Below are 23,515 nucleotides of genomic sequence, written 5' to 3'. Positions count from 1 at the left end.
TTTTCGTTATGGGAATTGAAAATAGAGGAAGGAATGTGATATAATGGAGGGTATGGAAACGGAGGAAAAAATAAAAAATACTAAAACTTTTGAGGATCTTGTTCCTAGCGACTTTGTTCATTTGCATACGCATACGTATCACTCTTTACTTGACGGGTTGACTAAAATTGACGCTTTGATTGACAATGTTAAAGCTAATGGAATGGAAGCGGTTGCTATCACTGACCATGGTACTATGTCTGGTTCAATTGAGTTTTTTAAAGAGGCTAAGTCTAAAGGTGTTAAGCCTATCCTTGGTATTGAGGCTTATGTTGCGGCAAGGACTCGTTTTGATCGAGATCCTGCGCACGATAAACCGCGATATCACTTGATTCTGTTAGCTAAAAACCAAACTGGATGGCAAAATCTTTGTGCTTTAACCTCAAAAGCATGGATGGAGGGTCAATATTATAAACCGCGTATAGATCATGATATCATGGAAAAATATTCCGAGGGGGTAGTTTGTTTAAGCGGGTGTGCCGGATCTGAAATCTCAGAATCGATTCGTTCTGGGGATTTTGAGCGTGCAAGGGAACTTGCAAAGTGGTATCAGTCTGTTTATGGTGAAGATTTTTATCTAGAACTCCAAGACCATGGCCATCCAGATTGTCCTAATCACTGGGAAGTTCAGAGAGAGATCAATGACGGTCTCTTTAAACTTCATGATGAGCTGGGTATTCCAATGGTTGTAACGTGCGATTCACACTACTTAACCCACGAAGATCAAGATGCACACGAAATCCTACTTTGTGTTGGTACGGGCTCATACTTGAACGACGAGAAGCGTATGAGTTTGAAAGAGTTCGATCTTTTTGTTACGAATCCTAAAGATATTATCGAGCGCTGGGGAAAAATTGATCCGGAAATTATTTTAAATACAAAACATATTGCGGAAAAAGTAAATTTCGAATTTGAGTTCGGGAAGATCTTAATCCCAAAATTCCCGCTACCCGATGGTGAAGATAGTGAAAAAGCTTATTTGGATAAGCTTGTTTTTCAGGGGCTTGGAGAGAGGTATGGTGGAATCCCTATTGATGAAGTTAAAAAAATGTCAATTCCAGACATTCGTAAAAAATTACCAGAAAATGTTTTAGATCGGGTTGATATGGAGCTTGGGGTGATCGATGGAATGGGTTATAACGGTTACTTTTTGATCGTTCAAGATTTTATTAACTGGGGAAAATCACAGGGTATTGTTTTTGGTCCAGGGCGTGGTTCTGCTGCAGGATCTATTATTGCTTATGCCTTACATATTACCGATCTTGATCCGCTTGAATATGATTTGCTTTTTGAAAGGTTTTTGAATCCTGATCGAATTTCTATGCCTGATATTGATGTCGATATTCAAGATACGCGGCGAAATGAAGTTATTCAATATTGTACGGATAAATACGGTATTGACCGTGTGGCGAACATTGCAACTTTTGGTAAGATGATGGCTAAAAACGCCGTTCGTGATGTGGCACGAGTTTTGGAGGTCCCATATTCTGAGGCGGATCGGTTTGCGAAATTAGTTCCAGACCCAACACAGGGTAGACATACACCGCTTCGGGTTTCTTTAGAGAACGATCAGGATTTAAAGCATGAATATGAGACAAATCCGACCGCAAAGACTGTTTATGACTTTGCGATGCAGCTCGAGGGTACTATTCGAAACCATGGCGTCCATGCTTGTGGAGTTGTGATCGCGCCAGATGATCTAATAAAATACCTACCGCTTGAAATGGCGCAAAAAGGTGTTGTAGCAACTCAAGTTCCGATGGGGCAAGTTGAAGATTTGGGTTTGTTGAAGATGGACTTTCTGGGTCTTAAAAACCTTTCAATTATTTCTACAGCCCAAAAAATCATAAAACGAACGTATGGTGTGGATATTGACCTTTCGAAATTAGATCTTAACGACAAGAAGGCTTATGAGCTGCTAGCACGTGGTGATTCTACAGGAGTTTTTCAGCTTGAATCTGCGGGAATGAAACGTTATCTTCGAGAGCTCAAACCTTCGAAATTTGAAGATATTATTGCGATGGTGGCTCTATATCGCCCGGGTCCAATGAGCGAAATTCCGAAGTTTATTGCACGAAAACATGGTGAAGAGCCTGTAACATATTATGAAGATCATATGGAGAACGCTTTAAAAAACACATATGGAATTCTTGTTTACCAGGAGCAATTCATGCAGATTTCAAAGGAAGTTAGTGGATTTACTGGTGGTCAGGCTGATACTCTTCGTAAGGCTGTGGGTAAGAAAAAAATCGACCTAATGAAAAAAATGAAGGGTGAGTTTATTGAGGGCGCAGTCAAACACTCTAACGCTGATCGCGCAAAAGTTGAAGCTTTCTGGGATCACCTTGAAGAGTTTGCGAACTATTGTTTTAATAAATCGCACGCCGCTTGTTACGCTTTGATTGCGTATTGGACGGCGTATATTAAAGCTCACTACCCAGATGCTTTTATGGCAGCCTTAATGACGGCAGATTCTGATGATACTGATCGACTAGCTATTGAGATCGCCGAATGTCGCTCAATGGGAATTCAGGTTCTTGGACCTGACGTGAACGAATCATTTAAAGACTTCGCTATCGTGCCTCATGAAAAGAAGATTCGTTTTGGTCTTTTGGCTGTTAAAGCTGTTGGTTCGGGTGCTGTCGACGCTGTTTTGGAGGCCAGAAAAACGGGCGGAAAATTTAGTTCAATTTTAGATTTTGCAAAACGCGTGAATGCGCGTCAATTCAATAAAAAGGCTTGGGATTCATTAATTATGACAGGAGCTTTTGATGAATTCGGTACGCGATCTGATCTGCTGTTTAATTTGGAGCGGATTCAAGAATATGGTTCAAAAAGCCAAAAAGAGGCTCTTTCTGGACAAACAGATTTATTTGGTTTTGCGGGTGCAGATGATATGCGGGTTGAATCTACCGTTGAACTTTTAACTGCACCAAAACAGCATACAGATAAAGAGCGTTTAACTTGGGAGCGTGAATTATTGGGACTATATGTGTCTGCGCACCCATTAGATCGTTATGTTAAATATTTCGAAGAACAAACACAACCCCTTTCGCAGGTTCAGCCAAATACGGATGGGCAAAAAGCAACAATTGGCGGGATAGTGATTGATGTTCGAACGATTATTACAAAAAGCGGAACAAAAATGGCCTTCGTTAAAATGGAAGATAAAACTGGCGAAGGTGAGGTGATAATTTTCCCAAATCTATATGCAGAGATTGGCGATAGGTTAAATATTGATGCCGTATTAAAAATTGAAGGCAAAGTGTCAGCAAGAGATCGTGATGGTAATTTAAAACCAGATGCGCAAATTATTGCTGAAACAGTTTCGGTTATAACAGATGAAGAATTGGAGAATTATGAATCAACTGGCCATCGTGCAGAAGGCTTGAAGACTAGAAAAGTACCACAAACTAAGACTGTTTCTCAAAGAGTTTCGAATGGGAAAAAACATACATTCACGCAAAAAAATAGTGGAACAACTTTAAAAACACAAGATACAAATAAGACGCTAGACAAGTCTCGATCGGCGGAAAATTATCAGGCAGAAAAAATACAAAGGGTATTTTTGCACATAAAGAATCCAAGCGATCATAAATCTTTGCTTTCGATAAGGAAAATCTGTGAAAAATTCCCTGGAATGAGTGAGGTAATCTTGGTTCTTGGTGAAGTTGAAAAATCTGCAATTCGAATGCGCTTTAAAGTTGATGCGAGTTCGAAACTACTTAAAGAGTTGGTTTTGCTACTTGGTGAAGAGTGTGTGGTGCTTAAAGACTAATTCGTAAATAAAAAAATCTCCAGAGTTTGGAGATTTTTTTATTTACATTATAGTATGCTATTTTTCAAAAGGTTGCGCAAGTTTTAGTTCTGGATGTGCTTCAGCGATTCGCATTAATTCATTGTATTTTGCAACACGATCAGTTCGTGAAAGAGATCCAGTTTTAATTTGTCCACATCCTAAACCGACAGCCAAATGAGCGATTGTTACATCTTCTGTTTCGCCTGAGCGGTGACTCATTACAGTGTTGTAGCCATTATTTTGAGCCAATTTTACGGCATTAATAGTTTCTGTTAGAGAACCAATTTGATTTGGTTTAATAAGAATAGCATTCGCAACATTTAAATCGATTGATTTTTGGAGAAGTTTTGAATTTGTAACCATTAAATCGTCACCAACAAGTTGGATTTTTTTGCCAAGACGTTCTGTAAGAACTTTCCATCCATCCCAATCGTTTTCAGCAAGTCCATCTTCAATTGAAACAAAAGGATATTTTGAAGTTAAATCTTCATAGAATTCGATCATTTCTTCACTAGAAAGAACTGCATCATTGGCTTTCAAATCATATTTTCCATCTTTGTAGAATTCGCTTGATGCTGGGTCTGACGCGAAAGCGATATCTTTTCCTGGTTCATAACCGGCGTCTTTGATAGCTTGAGAAATTAATTGTAGAGGTTCTTCATTTCCGTTTTGAACTCTTGGCGCATAACCACCTTCATCACCAACAGTTGTTGGGTAGTTTTTCGATTTAAGGACTTTTGCTAAAGCATGAAAAGTCTCAGCACCCATTTGAATGGCTTCGAAGATATCTTTAGCGCCAACAGGCATAATCATATATTCCTGAATATCAGTTGCCCATCCAGCGTGTGCACCACCATTCATGACATTCATCATTGGAAGTGGAAGATTTGGAGTTGAGTTAGTTTTTTCGGCGATATATTGCCAAAGTTCAACACCTTTCGCGTTTGCTACAGCTTTTGCTGTTGCAAGAGATACTGAAAGGATTGCATTTGCACCTAGGCCAGCTTTATTTTCAGTTCCGTCAAGATCGATCATAATTTTATCGATAGTTTCTTGATCCTCAGCATTTTTACCGATCAAGGCTTCTCGAATCTGATTATTAACAGCAGAAACAGCCTTATAAACTGATTTTCCACCAAAAGCTTTATCGCCATCGCGAAGTTCAAGAGCTTCACCCGATCCTGTTGATGCGCCGCTTGGAACTGCTGCACGGCCAAAAGCACCGCTTTCTAAAATTACATCCGCTTCAACTGTTGGATTGCCGCGGGAGTCTAAAATTTGTCGTCCTTTGATATCTTTAATTATATATTCCATACTTCCATTTTAGCACCATAAAAAATCTTTAGCAAGTGCTTTTATGAAAAATAATAATTTGCCAACAACGGTTAAAATATGCTATAATTACGAATAGTATGAAAATATCTCGAAGAAAAGAAAATACAATAGTTTTCTTTAAAAATTTTATAATGACGGCTACGGTTTTGGGTGTTGTCTCTGTTTTGATTTTTCTAACTCAAGGTTGGCGCCTCGATGAAAAATTTGAAGTTCAGAGGACTGGTTTGGTTCAGTTTAACTCTTCAATCCCAAATTCAATTTCAGAAATAGATAAAAAACCCTTACCAGAAGGTACACCAACGAAAAATTTAGCCACACCCGGAAGGCACGAATTTTCAATCTGGAAAGAAGGCTATCAAACTTGGTGGCGTCAAACAGAAGTTAGGGTTGGTGAAATTTTGTGGTTAAACTATGCGCGCTTAGTTCCTAAAAAAATAACAGAGAAAAGTTTTTTAAATATTCCGAATTTAAAAAATGCTTTTGTAGCTCCTGATAAGAAAAAGATTTTCGCCATATCAGAAGATTCAAACAGCGAGGCTGTATTTTGGCTAATCGATATTTCGGATCGAGAGCCAAAAATATCGAAACTAAATTTTAACTCAAACATTTTCGAACGAAATAATCAAACTTCAGAAACATCTGGAAAAGATAATTTTTATAAAATCGCAGATAATTTAAAGGTTTCAAAGATTTCTAACGATAACAAAAAGGCGATAGTGAGTTTTAATAATAGCGGAAAGCTTGATTGGTTGATTTTAAATTTCGAAAACCCTACAGAATCTATAAATCTAACTCAAAAGTTTCATCTTGATTTTTCTAAGCTGGCGGCCTCAAGTGATGACGCTAACAAGTTTGTTGGGCTTTCTGGAACGGACTTACGGGAAATAAATATTTCGAATAATACTATTTCTGCTGCATTTTTAAATAATATCGTTGATTTTGAAATTTATGATAAGGAAAATATTGCATATATTCAAAAAAATGTTAAAAATGGTGAATTTTCAGTTGGTGTAAGGCGCGGCGACAAAAATAATGAGACGACGAGCGGTTTAAAAAACCAACCAAAGATTGCGATAGGACGATATTATAGAGAAAGTTATCTCTATGTGGCTGAAGGGCCGAAAATTAATATTTATAAGTCTGCGAGCTGGTCGGACGGCTTACAGCTAATCAAAGTGTTGAATGTTGGTTTTATGCCGGACTACTTAAAGCTTAATGGTGAATCAAGGATCTTAATCGCAAAGAAAGGTAATAGTGTTTACTCTTACGATCTTGAAACTCGTAACAATTACACATACACTTCGGTTGACGGAGATGAAATTAAGTGGCTTGATGACTTTGTTTTAGGGGGGTATTCTGAAGGTAAACTGGTAATTTCAGATTTTGATAGCATGAATCGGCAAGTTTTATCGAAGGGGTTGGCGGATTTTCCATTTACAATTTCTGCAAATAATAAGTTTATTTATACTTTTATAAAAAATGATAACGGTACATTTTCGATAAACCGAATGAATATGACAACAGAAGAGTAGCCTAGGCTACTCTTTTAGATTATTAAGGAATAATAAAAAATAAACCTATTTAAGGTTTATGAAATAAAATCTATTATATGGTGCGGGTTAGGAGACTCTAACTCCTGGCCTCTTCCATGGCAAGGAAGCGCTCTAACAACTGAGCTAAACCCGCGTATGTTAATATTTTAGCAAAAAATATTAACTAAGTCAAGGATTTTAATTAAAATTCTTTCAGAAAATCTACTATTTCCATTTTGTATTTTGAAAGTTTTTCTTTATAGATAAATTCATTTTGATGATGTGCTTCATCCCATTCGCCGGGCCCGAAAACAACTACCTGAGTATTTTTAAGACCATTAACAAACTCTCCTTGGTCTGTTGCGCCAGGGCTAATCATGATCGATGACTCTGTTAGGTCTGCAGATTTTAGTATATTCTTAATAACTGCTGAGTTTTCTGAAACAAGAGTTGATGGTACGGGATCGCTATGATATTTCCAGGAAAATCCATATTTTTTAGCTAGAAGATTAAAGGCGTTTTCGAAATCCGTGTCAAGCTCTGGTGTCGTTCGTATATCTAGGACTATTTCGGCGGAGGTTGCTGTCTTGTTGGGGCTTTGCTTATCTCCGGCGCTCAAAGAAGTTGGGACTAAACTAGGTTTCCTTAGATAGATATTTGAATATTTATCAACCCATTTGTTAAAAATAGCATCGATATTTAATAAGAAACTTGAAGCTTTCGAAAGTGCGGATTTTTGATAATTTTCTTGTTGTGAAGCATGTCCACTTTCTCCGGTAAATTTTAAAGTTAGAAATCTGTTTCCACGGTGGCCGATTTCGATATTTTTATTGTTTGTTGGCTCAGCGATAATTCCAAAAGTTTCTTTATAGCTAAAACCAGATTGTTGATTTAGCCATTTTACAAAATTACGACTTCCACGACCATCAATTTCTTCATTTGAAACTGCAACAAGCCAGAGATCAAAATTGCTTTTAAAATTTCCTTCTTTAATAAAATCTAATGCCGCGATAAATTGAGCAGCTAAGCCGCCTTTCATATCGCTTGCGCCGAGTCCGATGATTTTTTCGCTCGTTTCGATTGCTTGCCAAGGTGATTTATCCCAAGCATTTAAGTCTCCAGCAGAAACAGTATCGATATGACCGGTTAGAATAATTGCTCGATTATTTTTTAGATTTTGATCTTTGGAATTTCGAATCTTGAAAAGGCCTGCCACAAAATCTTCATTTTGCCACACTTTTGCTGATTTTTTTTGCAAGAAATCGGCAATGAACTCTAGAATTTTAGTTTCATTGCCTGAAACGCTTTCTATTTCGATTAATTTTTTTGTTAATTCGATTTCATCCATTTTATAAAACCTCTATTATTTTTTCACTTAAGCTAGCTTCAACTGTTTTAACTTTTTTGATTTTACAAACTTCACCCTCAATTTGAATTGTTATGTCTTGTGGATTTTTAAAATTAATTTTAATAGATTTTCTACGGGTTAAGGGTATTTTTCCAAAAATTCCTCGAAGCAAAAAAGGAGAATTTTGTATTAATCTTGCTGAATTTAAAACCCCAAACCCAAAATTGTCAGCATCTGTTTTATTTATGGAGCTACGCATAATTCGAGCCATTCGTGGACCATTCATAAAAACAATATCTGTTGGGTTTTGTGGAATTTTGTCAAATTTATTTGTGTCGGCTTTAATTTCTGATATATTCAAAACGTGATTTCGACAATGCTTGAAATAAAAGCGAGTTGCAGCGCTAAGCGAGAGAATCAAGCGCATGTTTCGATTGTGGATTTTTTTCAAAACTTTCCGAATTCTTCGACCTTCAAAAATCTCGGCCATCTCTGCAGTTAAGCCAATTGTTGCATAAAGTGGTGCATATCTAAAAAAAGATCCGTTAATTTTTAATTCAATGGGGCGGATTTTAGCTTTGACTTCAAGTTTTTCGAAAGCCTCAATCGCGGCTTTTCCGCTATTTTTTGAAAAACTGTGAGCATAATCATTAAAATTACCGAAGCCTGTGAATTTTATTTTTAAGTTTTTCTTTCCCGAGAGTGCTGCGGCGTTAGTAGCAATGTGGGCGGTTCCATCACCGCCAGCGACAAGGATAATATCTCCATCTTTTAACCCTTTGGCCATTTCCTGCACATTTTCCATTGGTGAAGTCGGCTGGATTTCGAAAGTTGTAAGCTGATTTTTTTCGAAATGAGCATCTTCTAAAAAAGGGAGGATTTTTTCTCGAATCAATTCAAAACCGCTCGAACGAGGGTTGATAACGAGAATAAGATGTTTTTTCATAAGTGTTAGTATAACATATTTTTTAAGTTTTTACAACTAAAAAAGGTAAAGAAAAAACGCCCAAAATTGAGCGTTAAAAAATTTGAAACACTAATCAGCGTCACCTACATATTCAACAAAGCTATTTTCAAAGTTTCTGTCATATTGGCCAGAAACATTGATTCGATGTCCATCGATAGACATCCAGCCACTAAACTTGCATGAATTTTTTTCAATTTTAGTTATCTCCGTAGGTACAATAAAACTGTCGTGAGATCCTTCTAGGAGGACTGTCACTACGAAGTACTCTCCGCTTTTATGCGAGCCGCGGCTAGTGCGGTGTTGATTATTGTTCGCATTTCTAACAAACGTAGAAAAGCTATCGCCAGAAATTATTTTTTTAGTTTGTTGTGTTTCCATAACGTGCCTCCCATTAATATAAGAATGAATATATTATAGCACAAAAATAGAAATAAAGCAAGAGTAGCTAGATATGGCTATTAATTCCACTTCCAGCTAAATAGTTTTTCGAAAAATGTTAGAGAATTTCGAGGGAGTGAAGTTTGGTTTGAATTTTGTGACTGACCCTCTTCTTTTGGTGCTGCTTCTGCTTTTGTTGGATCTGGAGAAACTTGTTCAGCAAATACTAGAAGGCGTTTTTCGGCGGTTCCAATTGGTACGCAGGTTATCAAGGTTAACATAGGCTTGTCTGTTCCGACTTGAACGCGATTAACTTGGTTTGGAAGCACGACTTCAGACCTTGTAACGTTGTAAGTGTAACGAACTCCATTATAGTTGGCGTAAATAACGTCTCCTTTTTGAAGCTTATCTAGCTGAGCAAAGATAAATTTATAATCTCCTGTATCAAAAAGATCGTTACTTGAGTGACCACTTAACACCGTGTTTCCATTTTTTCCGGGAACTGCATTCGCTCCAGGAATTGCAAAATGGGCAACTCCTTTTTCCATCGCTTTAAGTTGAGATGCGCTATCATTACCAACCCCATAAACTACAGGGACGTCAACATTTATTTTAGGAATTATCAACTTAGGCTCTTGGCTAACTGAATTTGTAGAATTTGGGCTATAAATAACTTGTGCCGCATCAGAATTTCCAGGTGCAACATAAGCCTCAACAGATGCAAAAATCAATCGGTTGTACTGCAAGAACATAAATAATAACACTACAATGATTGCGGAGAAAATTGGCACAAAATGTCGTGATTTGCGAATTTTATCAGTTTGCTCACGAGCTTTTGCTGAGATGTCTTTTTTTAGTTTAGCTAAAGCGCGTTCTTTCTTTTGACTTTCGGTTAACTCCTCTATAACTTCTGGTTGAATATTGGCAATTTTCTTTTTTTGTTGCTCTAGGGCTGCAGAATAATAATTTGCATAATATTTTTGATAATAATTTTGCCAAGCCGCATGATATCGCTTCCACTGTTCGCTCATTTGCTGCTTTTGATTATTTTGATATGTGTTTTGAACAGATTGTTGAGGTTTGTAGGTAGGTTTTTCGAAAGAGTTAGTTTTTATAATATCTTGTTTATTTTGGAGTGGTTGAATTATTTTTTGTCTTGATTTAAAATCAGCAGTCTCTTGACCAATGCCAGAGTTAAAATCTGCTTTTGGTTTTGATTGAAGTGGCTGTGAGACTTCAGAAATTGATTTTTTTATTAAATCTTCTCGTTGTTTTTCGATATTTTCTGTATTTTTTTGAGATTTCAAATAATCTGCAAGGTTTATTTTTGCAGGCGCCTGAGTTTCTTGCTGGTTTTGGATTTCGGCTTGCTGTTCGGTATTAACTTTTTTATAAATTTGTTCGACTTTCTGTCTTCGAAAATCGATTGCGGCACGATTTTGACCCTCGAGAAGGGAGTTTTGTGTTTTTCGCTCAGGGATTCTTAGACCGTTATCCTGATTTTTTTTATTATTATCATTCATTTCTATTGCTTTTTCCTTATTCTTAGTATACAATAGATATTGAGTTATGTAAATAACCAAAAACAGAATCGATAGTCGTGAACATATCAGCCGCGATGGTGGAATTGGTAGACACGCTAGACTCAAAATCTGGTGAGCATTACGCTCGTGCCGGTTCAAGTCCGGCTCGCGGTACCAAAGTTGACTATATGATTTTACTGGATCCATAGAACGAAAATTCTATGGGTCTTTTTTTATGAAAACCCTTGAAAAAATAGTTAGAATAAAGTAAAATATACATAAGCTAAATGGGGAAGAAAATGAAGAATGAAATTATTATAAACGGAAAAAAATATGATGCAACTACCGGGGCGCTTTTAAGCGCAGCCGAGAATCACCAAATTAATGTACAACATGATGTTTCAAAAATTCATGATAATTTGCAGCGTTCAAGCACTCTAAATCGAAAATATGTAAGAGTTCCAAAAAGGCAAGGCGTTTCATTACATCAAGATGAAATGATTAATCAATTTAAACGTCGTCATGATTATCAAGAGGCGATTTTGCGCGCACGTGAAGCAAAAGAGAGCCATGAAGATAGGCTTTTAATCTCTCGTTTCTCGAAAGAATCTAAAATTATTTCCCCGATTTCGAAAGAGCAAATTAAAGAAGTGGAAAAAATTGCACCATTTAAAGAGCATTCAATTGCACAAAAAGCTAATGAAGAACTTCGTTCTAAAAAGATTCAAAATAAGCAATTATCAGATCGTGCAATTAAGAATTTTGAAATCAATCAAGCTATTGAGAAATCTCGTCGAGAAAGTAAAAAAAGCCGAGGCGTTCATTATAAAAGTTTTTTTGCAAGAAAACAATTTGTCAGTTTATCTATGGGGTTTGCGGTAGCGGTTCTAGGCGTTGGTTATCTAACTTATGTAAATTTGCCCGATATCTCTAGTAAAATTACGTCTTTTCAGTCTGGTATGGCGGTAGAAACTCCGGCTTATATTGCTAAAGGGTACTCTCGAAAAGGTTTTGCATATTTTGATGGGAAGAATGTTAATTTTGAATATAAGAACGGTAGTGCTAACTATAAGATTCAACAATCTCAAAGCAATTGGGATAGCTCGGCGTTATTGCAAAATTATGTAAAAGAGAATTGGAGCGAAGATTACTCTACTACATACAGCAACGGCCTAACGATATATTCAAATCGACGGGGTGAATCTGTCTGGGTTAATAACGGAAAACTATATAAAGTTGAATCGTCTGGAAAAATCTCCGAAGAAGAGGTTCGAAAAATCGCAACAAGTATGAATGCATAAAAAGTAGCTAAGGCTACTTTTTATTTTAGGTTGAGAAAAAATAAAAATTGAAGTATAATATATAGCTATGAAAGCAAGAACTCGTTTTGCGCCAAGTCCAACCGGTTATATCCATGTTGGAAATGTTCGAAGCGCACTTTACCCTTATTTAATCGCCAAACAAACAGGCGGAGATTTCATTTTAAGAATTGAAGACACTGATCAAGCTCGATTTGTTGAAGGGGCGGAAGATCTAATTCTGGATACTCTAAAATGGCTTGGACTTGATTGGGATGAAGGGCCGGTTTACGGAGATAAAACCAAGGAGATGGGTGATTTTGGTCCATACCATCAGACAGATCGTCGTGAAAAATATCTTGATTGGGCGAAGAAAATGATCGAAAAAGGATTGGCTTATGCTGACCCGTATTCTCCTGAAGAAGTTGAAGAATTTCGAAAAAAAGCAAAACTTGAAAAGAGAGCATTTCTATATCGTGATCATCGTCCGGAAAATCCACCGGAATGGAAAATCGGAATGCCACTTCGGTTTAAAACACCAGAAATTAAAAGATATAATTGGCATGATGCTGTTATGGGTGATCTTTCTGCAGGGCCAGAAGCTTTAGATGACTTTATTCTAATTAAGGCAGATGGGTTACCAACATATAATTTTGCGCATATTGTTGATGATTTCGAAATGAAAGTTACGCATGTGATTCGTGGGTCTGAATATGTCGCAAGCACACCAAAATATCTTTCGCTTTATGAGGCTCTCGGGATTCAGCCGCCAATTTTAGCGCACTTACCACATATTTTAGCTCCGGAAGGAAATAAAAAACTTGGTAAACGTGATGGGGCTAAGAGTGTCAGCGAATATCGTGCAGATGGTATTTTGCCTGAAGCTATGCTTAACTTTTTAGCACAACTAGGCTGGAATGATGGTACTGAACAGGATATTTTTACGAAAGAAGAATTAATTGAAAAATTCTCACTAGATCGTGTGCAGAAATCTGGCGCAAGGTTTGATGAGCAACGACTTTTATGGCTCAATGGGCAGTGGATTCGTCGAATTTCTTTGGATGATTTATTTAATCGTGTGAAAGATTTTTGGGGAGAAAGTGCTCAAAATGCTAATGAAGAATATAAAAAAGAAGTTCTTAGCTTGGTTTTTGATAGATTAAAAACACTTAAAGACTTACCGCTTGCGAGTGATTATTTCTTCACTGAACAAAATCCTGATTTGGAGATGATTTCTAAAAATAAACAGCTTAAAAAGCTCGAAAAATCACAATTGTTAGATTTGCTAGGAAAATCAATTGATAAATTCGAAAAAGTTGAAGACTGGAACGAGGATAAACTTCAAGAATCATTAAACCAACTTCTTGAGGAAACTGGCCAAAAACCGGGAATTCTATTTCAGATTATCCGAATTTCGCTCACTTGGGCTCCATTTTCGCCAGCGCTAAATCAAACATTGCGAGTAATTGGCAAAAATGAAAGTATAAAACGACTTAAAAACTCTTTTCGAGAGATTGAAAAAATGTAAAAAATAAAGCTCGGTACGTGTCGGGCTTTATTTTATTGTTTTAAGAATTATTTCAGCAATATCTTTGGGGTTTTCCATAGGTAGTAAATGACCAGTTTTTGGCACGACCTTCGAAATTGCTTTTGGAAAAATTTCTTTAAATTTTTTCTCACAAAAAGGTTCAACGGTCGAATCATTTTTTCCAATAAAAGCAATTTTAACAAAATTTTTATCAGAAAAATTATTAGCATTTAATGCTATTGGAATGGTTTTTTTCTGGGATAGTAATCTTTTGGGGGAATGTTGGCAAAAAAACATATTTTGAAAAACATTTTTAATAGCTTCAAGTGACCATTTTTTTTGAATTAAGGCAACTTTAAGGGGCGAGAATATTGGTAGATTTGATAAAACCATAATAGTTTTTGAATTGGAGCAAGCCTTCATACCCGCTAAAAAAGAAGGACTTGGGCTGAAGACGGGGTTTATGATGACTGTTGGGATTTTTTTTGAAATTTTCGGATCACTGACAAAATAGCAGCTAAACGAATGCGCTACAATAAGGTCTATCGTATTGTGTTTGTTTAGTTCGTTGATTAATTTTGTATAAAATTTTTGAAAATCTTCATTTTTTTCAAAAGTTTCAAGTGAGCTTTTGCCGTGCGCGGGTAATTCGCAAATAATAATTGAATATTTTTTTGAAAGCTCAAATCCTAGAGGTGTTAAACCGAAATAATTTCCGCCAAAACCATGAAAAAGTACTGCAGTTGGTTTATTTTTTTGGATATTTTGATAAGTTGAAATCTTGTTTTTGTCGATATTGATAAAAATATGTTTAAGATTTTTTCGCCAATCTCTTAGGTTCATTAATAAATTATAGCATTTTTTAGGATTAAATAAAACATTACTTTCGAAAAAGTTTAAAATATGATATAATTTTAATTAAAGCATAAGAATTTTAAATAAAAAAGAAAGGAAGAAATGGCGAATCCACTACGACTTGTAATGATTCGACACGGGCAGAGCGAAGCAAATATAGTTCAGCACGCGCAAAAACTTGGTAGGAAGATTGATTTGGAGGAAAAAGTCGAGACACGTGCGGATTGGCGACAGCGACTTTCGCCGGAGGGAAGAGAGCAAGCTGAGAGAGCTGAAAGAGAACTTGCAAAGGTTTATGGAAGTTTAGATTTTTTTGATTCAAAATATTCATCACCTTTTATTCGCGCAAGAGAGACTGCCGTAATTTTAAGTGGTGAAAATCAATATTTTTGGAAAATTGATGATTTATTAGCGGAGCGAAATTGGGGTATTTATGGTCGTGTTAGCGTTAATGAACGACTTGATAACTTCCCTTTATCTGTTAAATATTTGTATAATGATCCGTTTTATATGCGTCTTGATGGGGGTGAAAGCATTTTTGATGTTTATGTAAGGTTCCGAACTTTCACGGATAGATTAAAAAAAGAAGATTCAAACCAGAATGTACTTATTGTTGCTCATAAGCAATTAATTCAATCAGCATGTTATCTGATAGAGGGTCTTTTGCCGGAAAAGTGGAATGATATGTCGAAAAGATATATTTATGACATCCCCAACCTTGGTGCAATTGAGTATTCGAGAGTTAACCCGCTAGATGCTAGCGATGTTCGTGAGAATTTTTCTTGGCGAAGGGTTTTGAACCTAGGTGAAGCTGATGGAAAATATGGTAATTGGGAAGAGTTCGATGTTCGAAGAGATTTTTCTAATAGTGAGCTGAGGGAACAAATTTTAGAAAATGAACCTTTTTTAAAATAAACTATTGACAAAGCATAACTATTTTGATAATATATAAACATAGTTGATGTGTTATCAAGGGCGATGTTTGTTTTCTCCCCTAAATAACACTTATAAATAAAAATAAAATAACAAAAACCGCCCAGGGTGGGCACACATCAACAAACAAATCACTGCTTGAAAAAGTAGTGATTTTGTATTATAATAAAGAAGATTATGTTTAAAAAAGGAATTCAGACAAAACTTGAAAAATATGTTCGAAGATATTTTGAAGAACATCCAGATATTAAATTGGTTACAGTCGCCGGATCGGTTGGAAAGACAAGTACAAAATTAGCTATTGCCACTATTTTAAGTCAGAAATATCGAGTGCGCTTGCATGAGGGCAATCATAACACACATTTAAGTGCTCCTCTTGCTATTTTAGGTATAAATTTTCCTGGAAACCCAAGAAATTTTTGGCAATGGCATAAAGTTTTTAAGGCTGCTCGAAAGCGGATTAAGTCTCCAGCTGGTAGTGAGCCTGAGGTGATTATTCAAGAGCTTGGAACTGATCATCCTGGTGATATCGCCCAATTTGGAGCTTATCTTTTTGCGGACATTTCAATAATTACATCTGTTACTCCTGAACATATGGAGTTTTTTGGTACGATTGATGCAGTAGCTCAAGAAGAGCTCGATGCTGCAACTTATGCGAAAATTGCAATTTTAAACCAAGATGATATTAATGGTGAATTTTTGAAATATCTTAGGAATTCTAACTTCTCCACTTACAGCTCAAGCGGTGGGGCTAACTATAATTTTATCCCTAATGATTTTTCACTTCTTGAAGGGTTTGGCGGTAATATTCAAACTCCAGAGTTCGGAGAAATACCCGTTCGAGCAAAAGTTTTCGGGGAGCATTCTTTAAGACCTATAACTGGTGCCGTTGCTGTTGCTATTAAGCTGGGGTTGAACCCGCAAGAAATTATAAATGGCCTAGCGAGCTTAAAACCCGTACCTGGCCGAATGAACTTTATGCGAGGTCTGGAAGATTCTGTATTAATTGACGATACTTATAATTCGAGTCCTGCGGCACTAACCGCAGCGATTCAGACTCTTTATGCGCTTTCTGCTCCTTCAAAGATTGCCGTTATTGGTAGCATGAATGAGCTTGGCGAATCTTCTGCGATGGAACATCAAAGGATTGGTGAGATGCTTGATGGTGTTGAGTTATCTTGGGTTGTTACTGTTGGTGAACAGGCTAATAAGTACTTGGCTCCAGCCGCTCGTTTGCGTGGCTGTCAGGTTTATGAGGCAAAAAATGCTATCGATGCTGGTATATTTGTTCGTAAGATTATGGAAAAGGGCGCTTTAATCTTGTTGAAAGGTTCTCAGGGGGATGTTTATCTTGAAGAAACAACAAAAATGCTTCTTAGAAATCAGGAAGATGAAAAATGGCTTGTTCGCCAAGATAAAAATTGGAAGAAAGTCAAGCATGATTTTTTCGCAAGTTTTGCTGAAATTGCTGAGGATGAGGTTTAATGGTGGAAATTTTACCAATCGTTAATGAACGAGATGAAATTATTGACGAGATTGATAAATCTATTTTTGATAAAAAGACCGGCAGAATCTATAGGGTTGTTTCACTAGTTTTATTTAACGAGAATGATGAATTTTTAATTCAACGTCGAGCTTTTTCAAAAAAAACTTTTGCGGGAAAGTGGCAGTTTTCAGCATCTGCTGGTCATGTTCAAATTGGTGAAAGTTACTTAGATGCGATCTATCGAGAAACTATTGAAGAGATTGGCTTGAATCTGAAGCCAAGCGATTTTATTGAAGTTGAAAAAGTTTTTATTCACACTAAAGAGAATAAACGTAGATTTATGCAGTTTTTTGCGGCTAAAGTCGATTTCAATCTTGAAGATTTAGCTATCTTACATAATGAAGTTGCAGAAGTTAAGCTTGTAAATCTTGCCGAGTTTAAAGAGATGATCCGAGGAAATCCAGATGATTTTATGGATTCTTTGGAGTTTTCTTTAAGAATTATTAAAGACGCGCAAGAAAAGATAAAAAATAATCATTCGCAGGCAATTTTATAGAGGGCGATTCCTGTAGCAACTGATACGTTAAAACTTTCTTTTTTACCAAACATTGGGATTTCGAGAGTTTTATCGCACAAGTCAATCAATTTTTCTGAGATACCGTCAACTTCTTCACCTAAAAGTAAGGCTATTTTAGCGTTTTTTGGGGCTGAAAAATCTTTTAAAAAAATTGATTTTTTGCTCTGTTCGAGTGCAAATATTTCGAAATTTTGTTTTTTAAGATTTTGGATTGTGTCGAGAATATTATCAGAAATTTCTGCTGGTACGATCTTTTCTGCGCCGAGGGCAGTTTTGTGTATTTGGGAATTTAATTTTTGCGCAATGTGGGGCAAGCGGTTGGTTTTTTTAAAATTTTCGTCTGGTAAAATTGGAAAAGGTGAATATCCGCTAAAAATAATTTTCGAGACACCAAAGCCTTCGCAAGTACGCAGGATTGCTCCAATATTGTGTGTTGAGCGAATATTGTGCGCTAAAACAACTATTTCACGATTCTGTGTGCGATTGCGGTTTTCGAGAGAGTTTGGATTTTTCATTATCTTAATTTTATCAAATTTCTTTAAAAATAAAAAGAGCCCGGAGGCTCAAGTTAGGTGATTTTATTGCCTTTAAAGCGATTTAGAACTCGCCCAATAATTTCATAGGCGTAATCTTCCGTTTCTCGTGAGGCATTTTTTACATCTATACTGAACGTGCATTGGTCTTCAAATTTAACCCTTTCGAATTCTATTGTTATTTTCTTTGAAAGAGTTTGATTTTGAAAATCGTTAAAACCATAAACTCTAATAATAGATCTATCCGTTGAAACTCTACTAATTTCGACAATAAATTTGTCATTAATATTAAAAGAAGAATCCCAGTTTTTATTAGAAGGGAGATGTTTAACATTTTGGCAACCCAATATGGTTTGTTCCAGTATATTTTTTAAAGTACTACTAGTCATTTTTTAAGACCTCGATTCCTGAAAATATTTTCGCTAAGCGATGCCGATATTTTAGCATTTTTTATTGAAAAAATAAAGTGCTTGTGATAAAATTAGATTAATGGAAGAAGATAAAGTTCAGTTAATGCGTCGGCAAAAAGAGGAAGAAGCAACCGAGCAGCGTGCTGGTATTTTAGGCTTAACTTATCTTGACACTAGGGAATTTGAGAATATTTTTCCACTAGCTAGAGATCTTTTTACTAACGAACAAATGTATCGTGCTTTTTTGGCGCCACTACAAATTGGTGATATTGATACGAATAAACCTTGGAGGATTCTGATTACGAGTCAAACTCCACGTTCAGTAATACAAAAATTGAGTAAAAAATACCAGGAAGAAGGTAAAACTCTTGAGCTTTTCTTAATTTCTGAGAGTGCTTGGAAAAATATTATGCGGAGGTATGATCCGCCAAAAAAGATTATTTATGATGATATTGAAATTGCCGGAGAGGGTGATAGTACTACTTTAGATAAAGTTAGCCAAACCCTAGCAAATGTTGCCTCTGATCAGGTTTTTGATTATTTGATCGATCAAGCAGATAGGCTTGGCGCGAGCGATATTCACATCGAAAATCAACGTCAGACGATTCGAATTCGAATGCGTGTTGATGGTGCACTCCACCCGGTTGCTGAACTTGGACGAGATCGGTACCGTGTTATTATGGGTGAACTTTCTTCGCGCGCAGGGGTTTCGAGCGCTTCAAAAACTTCACAATCTGGGCATATGCAGAAGGATATTTATCGTGATGGGACTTCGCATCTTTTAAATTTGCGTGTTGAAACTGTGCCAACAATGTATGGAATGGATGCGGTGATGCGTTTGTTTAACTTTGATGAAAGTATGCTTCAGCTTGATTTGCTTGGGATTGCACCAAAAGAGCGAGCAGAAATTGATGAGATTATTTCACATCCACGCGGAATGGTTTTGATGGTTGGTCCAACTGGTTCGGGTAAATCAACAACACTATACTCGATGCTTAACGCTTTAAACACGCTTGACCGGAAGATTATTACGCTTGAAGACCCGATTGAGTATGGAATTGGTGGAATTTCGCAAATCCCTATTGATACAACACACGGTGCAAGCTTTGCCGACGGTTTGCGCTCGGTTTTGCGTCTTGACCCAGACGTCGTGATGGTTGGTGAGATTCGTGATAATGACACTGCGCGAACGGCAATTCAAGCTTCGATTACGGGACACTTGGTGCTTTCGAGTTTTCACGCCAATTCAACTAGTGCAGCTTTTTCGCGTATGATTGATATGATCGGGCTAAACCCTATCTTTTCAACAGCGATTCGACTTTTAATAGCTCAGCGACTTGTCCGAAAATTAGACAAGAATGCAAAAGAATATATACCTGATGAAGCAACTAAGAACTGGGTTCGAAGCGTTTTAGATGGGGTTCCTGCAGAAAAAATCCCACAAGATATCTCGGGTGATTTTAAGCTTTGGAAACCAATGCCTTCAGAAGAGAGTCCATTTGGGTATAAGGGGCGAATTGTGGTGATGGAAATGATGGTTGTAAATGATAATATTGCGGCATTCTTGCGTGGTGAAAGGGGGATGATTTCAACCGAAGCAATTGAAGCTCAAGCGCGTGAAGACGGCTTATTGACACTTATGCAACAGGGTGTAATTTCAGCTTTACGGGGCGATACGACTATCGAAGAAGTAAATCGCGTAATTTAGCTCTTCACAAAACCTAAAAAGTGTGCTATAATAAACCTTGATTGTATATATTAAATTTAAAAGTGAGTGAAAATATGAGTTTTGAGTTAATCAAAAAAGTTAATGACGCACAGAAAAAACACGCCGTTCTTGATATTAAAAGTGGCGATACTGTTCGCGTTCACCAAAAAATTAAAGAAGGTAATAAAGAGCGAATCCAGATTTTTGAAGGTGTAGTTATTCGAACTGACCGTAAAAAATCTCATACTTCTCGAATTACTGTTCGAAAAATTGCTAGTGGCGTTGGTGTTGAGAAATCTTTCCTTCTTCATAGTCCATTAGTAGAAAAGATTGAAATTGTTCGTCGTTCAAAAGTTCGCCGAAACTATCTTTCATTCTTGAGAAACCGAAGTGGTAAAAGTGCCCGCCTTAAACCAGTTGTTTTTGATCGTGAGGCTGTAAACACTTTACCTGAAGCTCCAAAAGCCGAAGAAAAGGTTGAAGAAAAAGAAGAAGCTTAATAGCTTATGGGTAAAAAATCGCTCGTATTTCTGAGCGATTTTTTGTATAATAGAAATATGATTTTAGGAATCGATGAGGTTGGTCGCGGAGCTTGGGCTGGCCCTTTAGTTGTCGGGGCTTGCATTTTGAATAATGCACAAATTGATGGATTAACAGACTCGAAGGCTCTTACAAAAAAGCAACGAGAAAAAATAGTATCAGAAATTCGTGAAAGTCCAGCAATTGTTGGGCTGGGCTGGGTTTCGAATGAAGAATTGGATAAGATTGGATTAAGCGACAGTTTAAAATTAGCTACAAAAAAAGCCGTTAAAGAAGTACAAGCTAAATGCAAGGATTGCGGTGTTGGTTTTGATGAAGTTATTATTGATGGAACTGTTAATTTTTTATCTAATACTCCACTTGAAAAACATACATCAACGCTTAAAAAGGCTGACTTATTGATTTCGAGCGTGTCGGCTGCAGCAATTTGCGCTAAAGTTGCACGCGATAATTTTATGGCGGAACTTTCGAAAAAACCTGAATTTTCTTGCTATGGTTTCGAGAAGCATTCAGGGTATGGAACTGCAAAGCATCGGGCGGCTTTAGCGGAATTTGGTGTGAGTAGTTTTCATCGCAAAAGTTTTAAGCCAATCATGGAACTTACAGAAAAATCTAAGGAAAAGTTAGAGAAAGATCAAAAGCAAAAAAATAAAAAAATAACAACAAAAAAACTCGGGGATGATGCAGAAAATTTTGTAGCGGAGTTTTTAAAACGGGAAAATCATGATATTATAGCGCGTAATTGGCGGACAAAATTTTGTGAAATTGATATTGTTTCAAAATGTAATAAAGATTATTATTTTACGGAGGTTAAATTTCGAAAAAATGCTGATTTTGGCGGGGGTACAGGTGCTATTTCGAAAAAGAAACTTGAACAGATGAGATTTGCTGCAAACTATTTTGCACATAAAAATAATCTTCAAAATGTAAATCTTTATCTAGCAGGTGCTATTGTCGAGGGTGAAGATTTTGAAAAATTTAATTGGTTTAAAATTTTAGATTAGCAACTAGATAATACATCTTGCATTGCGCTTTTTTCTGCCTGAGTAATCCAAAGAGAGTATTTTTTCTTTACATCAATTTGGCGTTTGACATAGGTGCAACGAAAATTTTTATTTGAAGGGAGCCAGGATGCGGCATCTGAATCGCCTTTTTGTTGATTTGCTGGGCCATCAACGGCTAATAAATTTAACGGATCATTGGCAATTTCGATACGTTTTTCTTTTGATAGTTGTTGAGCGCCTTTTTGCCAGGCGTCAGAAAGTGCAACAACATGATCGATTTGTATAGCAGAAGCGTTTTGTTTACGTGAAAAATCAATAGTTTTTCCGGTATATGGGTCGTTTAGTGTTCCGCTAATAATTTTACAGTCAGAATTTTCAACAATATTAGTTAAATCACGCTTCAGTATTCGATTTCGAGTATCGCATCCGCTTGAATCTTTCGCCCAACCCTTACCGTATTGATCGCGAGAATAGCCAGTTTTTGGTGCGCGTCCTTTGACTTCGAGAGAACTCAATGCGTCTAAAGATTGATTTATATTTTGATTCGAAGAATTATTATTTTTTGGTATCTTCCAGAAATCGGGCATTGAAAAAACTACACCAATCGCAATTAAAAATAAAATGCTTAAACCAATCGTTTGTCGCTTTCGAAAGATATTTTGCTTTTTTCTCATAAAAATATTATAATGGTTATGATATGAATTTTCAACATAAAACTTTTTTTAAGGTATTTGGAGCGATTTTATCGTTTGTTTTAATTTCTGGATCGGTAGCTTTTACATTTTTAAATTGGCGTGGTATTTTAGATTATATTGCCGCAAAAAATTATAAACCGACAACTGACATCACCCAAATCGTTCAAAGAATAAAACCAACAGACACAGGCAAGACTATTTTTTATGCTTCGAATCCTCAAGTTGAAGATTCGGCAGAGTTTAATGGTAATTGTAAAAATAGTGAAGGGGATTCAGCAGTTTTAGGATGTTATCGAGCTGAAAAAATTCATGTATACAATGTTGTAAATACTAAACTCGATGGAATTAAGGATGTGACTGCGGCACATGAGCTTTTGCATGCAATTTGGCAAAGGATGAGTCGGGATGAGCGGATAAAAATCGGCAATCTTCTTGAGGCTGAATACGAAAAAAATAAAACCCCGGAGTTTGAAAAGCTTATGCAGTCTTACGAAAAGACTGAGCCTGGTGAAAAAATAAACGAGCTACACTCTTTAATTGGTACTGAATATGCGAATATTTCGAAAGAACTCGAAAGTCATTATGCTAAGTTTTTTCAAAATCGAAAAGAGATTGTGCAAATATATCAGAGTTATGACAATAACCTTAAAAACCTAAAAAATCAAGCCGAAAAGCTAAGTAATGAATTAAAGGCCGAAAAAGAGCAAATTGAAGCCTTAAACGTGAAGTATTCAGATGATATTAAGAAAATTAATTCGGATATTGCAAATTTTAATTCTAATGCAAAGAGCGGGTATTATGAGACTCAACAAGCTTTTAATGCGGATCGAGCAAAGCTTTTGGCGAGAATTCGGCAAATAGAGGCGTGGCGAACAGCTATTAATAATTTAGTAAACAACTACAATTCGAAAGTAGAAGAGTTAAATCAAGTTTCCATTCAACAAAATGAACTATATAAAAGCATGAACTCGAATTTAAGCTCACCAAGCTTGTAATTTCGAAAAATAATTAACATATGGTAAAATAG

20 protein-coding genes and 2 tRNA genes are annotated in these 23,515 nt (G+C 36.5%); 12 read left to right on the top strand and 10 right to left on the bottom strand.

What is annotated here, in order from left to right; translation table 11 throughout:
- Window positions 1–43 precede the first annotated feature (43 nt).
- A complete protein-coding gene (dnaE, locus tag HXK94_002380) occupies window positions 44–3,817 on the top strand; it encodes a DNA polymerase III subunit alpha (GenBank protein ID QTI96100.1) in 3,774 nt (1,257 codons plus the stop codon).
- A gap of 57 nt (window positions 3,818–3,874) precedes the next feature.
- Here dnaE and eno read toward each other — a convergent pair whose 3' ends face one another.
- Window positions 3,875–5,152, bottom strand: coding sequence for a phosphopyruvate hydratase (gene eno / locus HXK94_002375; GenBank protein ID QTI96099.1), 1,278 nt, complete (start codon window positions 5,150–5,152; stop codon window positions 3,875–3,877).
- Window positions 5,153–5,250: 98 nt separating this feature from the next.
- On the opposite strand from eno, the gene HXK94_002370 reads away from it, so the two are divergent.
- Window positions 5,251–6,705 (top strand): PEGA domain-containing protein, encoded by a 1,455-nt coding sequence (locus HXK94_002370; GenBank protein ID QTI96098.1) that lies wholly within the window; start codon window positions 5,251–5,253, stop codon window positions 6,703–6,705.
- 78 nt (window positions 6,706–6,783) lie between these two features.
- On the opposite strand, the gene HXK94_002365 is transcribed toward HXK94_002370, so the two are convergent.
- From HXK94_002365 to HXK94_002345, 5 genes are all read right to left on the bottom strand, one after another.
- Window positions 6,784–6,859 (bottom strand) — tRNA-Gly (locus tag HXK94_002365).
- A gap of 48 nt (window positions 6,860–6,907) precedes the next feature.
- Entirely contained in the window at window positions 6,908–8,053 is a 1,146-nt protein-coding gene (locus HXK94_002360) for a M20/M25/M40 family metallo-hydrolase (GenBank protein QTI96097.1), read from the bottom strand.
- 1 nt (window position 8,054) lies between these two features.
- Window positions 8,055–8,999 (bottom strand): hypothetical protein, encoded by a 945-nt coding sequence (locus HXK94_002355; protein ID QTI96096.1) that lies wholly within the window; start codon window positions 8,997–8,999, stop codon window positions 8,055–8,057.
- A 90-nt stretch (window positions 9,000–9,089) separates the two neighbouring features.
- Window positions 9,090–9,398, bottom strand: a complete 309-nt coding sequence (locus HXK94_002350; protein QTI96095.1) for a hypothetical protein — start codon at window positions 9,396–9,398, stop codon at window positions 9,090–9,092.
- Between the two features lie 80 nt (window positions 9,399–9,478).
- Complete coding sequence (locus HXK94_002345) at window positions 9,479–10,921, bottom strand: sortase (GenBank protein QTI96094.1); 1,443 nt, start codon at window positions 10,919–10,921, stop codon at window positions 9,479–9,481.
- 89 nt (window positions 10,922–11,010) lie between these two features.
- Between HXK94_002345 and HXK94_002340 the strand changes: the two genes are divergently transcribed.
- The 3 genes from HXK94_002340 (at window position 11,011) to gltX (ending at window position 13,747) form a co-directional block, all read left to right on the top strand.
- Window positions 11,011–11,098: transfer RNA gene (locus HXK94_002340), tRNA-Leu, on the top strand.
- Between the two features lie 122 nt (window positions 11,099–11,220).
- Window positions 11,221–12,222: a hypothetical protein gene (locus HXK94_002335; GenBank protein ID QTI96093.1), complete on the top strand. Its 1,002-nt coding sequence runs from the start codon at window positions 11,221–11,223 to the stop codon at window positions 12,220–12,222.
- Between the two features lie 67 nt (window positions 12,223–12,289).
- On the top strand, window positions 12,290–13,747 hold the full coding sequence (gene gltX / locus HXK94_002330) for a glutamate--tRNA ligase (GenBank protein QTI96092.1): 1,458 nt from the start codon (window positions 12,290–12,292) through the stop codon (window positions 13,745–13,747).
- Window positions 13,748–13,774: 27 nt separating this feature from the next.
- On the opposite strand, the gene HXK94_002325 is transcribed toward gltX, so the two are convergent.
- Window positions 13,775–14,590 carry an alpha/beta hydrolase gene (locus tag HXK94_002325; GenBank protein QTI96091.1) on the bottom strand — a complete coding sequence of 272 codons (816 nt, stop codon included), beginning with the start codon at window positions 14,588–14,590 and terminating at the stop codon, window positions 13,775–13,777.
- A gap of 114 nt (window positions 14,591–14,704) precedes the next feature.
- Between HXK94_002325 and HXK94_002320 the strand changes: the two genes are divergently transcribed.
- From HXK94_002320 to HXK94_002310, 3 genes are all read left to right on the top strand, one after another.
- On the top strand, window positions 14,705–15,517 hold the full coding sequence (locus HXK94_002320) for a histidine phosphatase family protein (GenBank protein QTI96090.1): 813 nt from the start codon (window positions 14,705–14,707) through the stop codon (window positions 15,515–15,517).
- Between the two features lie 195 nt (window positions 15,518–15,712).
- The gene (locus HXK94_002315) at window positions 15,713–17,020 is read left to right on the top strand and encodes a UDP-N-acetylmuramoyl-tripeptide--D-alanyl-D-alanine ligase (GenBank protein ID QTI96089.1); all 1,308 of its coding nucleotides are present in this window, start codon (window positions 15,713–15,715) and stop codon (window positions 17,018–17,020) included.
- The gene (locus tag HXK94_002310; GenBank protein QTI96088.1) at window positions 17,020–17,577 is read left to right on the top strand and encodes an NUDIX domain-containing protein; all 558 of its coding nucleotides are present in this window, start codon (window positions 17,020–17,022) and stop codon (window positions 17,575–17,577) included. The genes HXK94_002315 and HXK94_002310 overlap by 1 nt, the downstream gene beginning before the upstream one ends.
- On the opposite strand, the gene HXK94_002305 is transcribed toward HXK94_002310, so the two are convergent.
- A complete protein-coding gene (locus HXK94_002305) occupies window positions 17,556–18,113 on the bottom strand; it encodes a hypothetical protein (GenBank protein QTI96087.1) in 558 nt (185 codons plus the stop codon). The genes HXK94_002310 and HXK94_002305 overlap by 22 nt on opposite strands.
- Window positions 18,114–18,166: 53 nt before the next feature.
- A complete protein-coding gene (locus tag HXK94_002300) occupies window positions 18,167–18,520 on the bottom strand; it encodes a hypothetical protein (protein ID QTI96086.1) in 354 nt (117 codons plus the stop codon).
- 100 nt (window positions 18,521–18,620) lie between these two features.
- On the opposite strand from HXK94_002300, the gene tadA reads away from it, so the two are divergent.
- The 3 genes from tadA to HXK94_002285 all read left to right on the top strand — a co-directional run bounded on the left by tadA (window position 18,621) and on the right by HXK94_002285 (window position 21,793).
- Window positions 18,621–20,249, top strand: coding sequence for a Flp pilus assembly complex ATPase component TadA (gene tadA / locus HXK94_002295; protein ID QTI96085.1), 1,629 nt, complete (start codon window positions 18,621–18,623; stop codon window positions 20,247–20,249).
- A 74-nt stretch (window positions 20,250–20,323) separates the two neighbouring features.
- Window positions 20,324–20,749 (top strand): 50S ribosomal protein L19, encoded by a 426-nt coding sequence (gene rplS / locus HXK94_002290; GenBank protein ID QTI96084.1) that lies wholly within the window; start codon window positions 20,324–20,326, stop codon window positions 20,747–20,749.
- Window positions 20,750–20,806: 57 nt separating this feature from the next.
- Window positions 20,807–21,793, top strand: a complete 987-nt coding sequence (locus HXK94_002285; protein QTI96083.1) for a ribonuclease HII — start codon at window positions 20,807–20,809, stop codon at window positions 21,791–21,793.
- Here HXK94_002285 and HXK94_002280 read toward each other — a convergent pair.
- Window positions 21,790–22,467 carry an HNH endonuclease family protein gene (locus HXK94_002280; protein ID QTI96082.1) on the bottom strand — a complete coding sequence of 226 codons (678 nt, stop codon included), beginning with the start codon at window positions 22,465–22,467 and terminating at the stop codon, window positions 21,790–21,792. The genes HXK94_002285 and HXK94_002280 overlap by 4 nt on opposite strands.
- A gap of 23 nt (window positions 22,468–22,490) precedes the next feature.
- Between HXK94_002280 and HXK94_002275 the strand changes: the two genes are divergently transcribed.
- A complete protein-coding gene (locus tag HXK94_002275; GenBank protein ID QTI96081.1) occupies window positions 22,491–23,483 on the top strand; it encodes a hypothetical protein in 993 nt (330 codons plus the stop codon).
- The last annotated feature ends 32 nt before the right edge of the window (window positions 23,484–23,515 follow it).

The organism is Candidatus Nanogingivalaceae bacterium (assembly GCA_015257795.3).
Taxonomy (GTDB): domain Bacteria; phylum Patescibacteriota; class Saccharimonadia; order Saccharimonadales; family Saccharimonadaceae; genus Nanogingivalis.
This window is presented reverse-complemented; position numbering and strand designations above follow the sequence as displayed.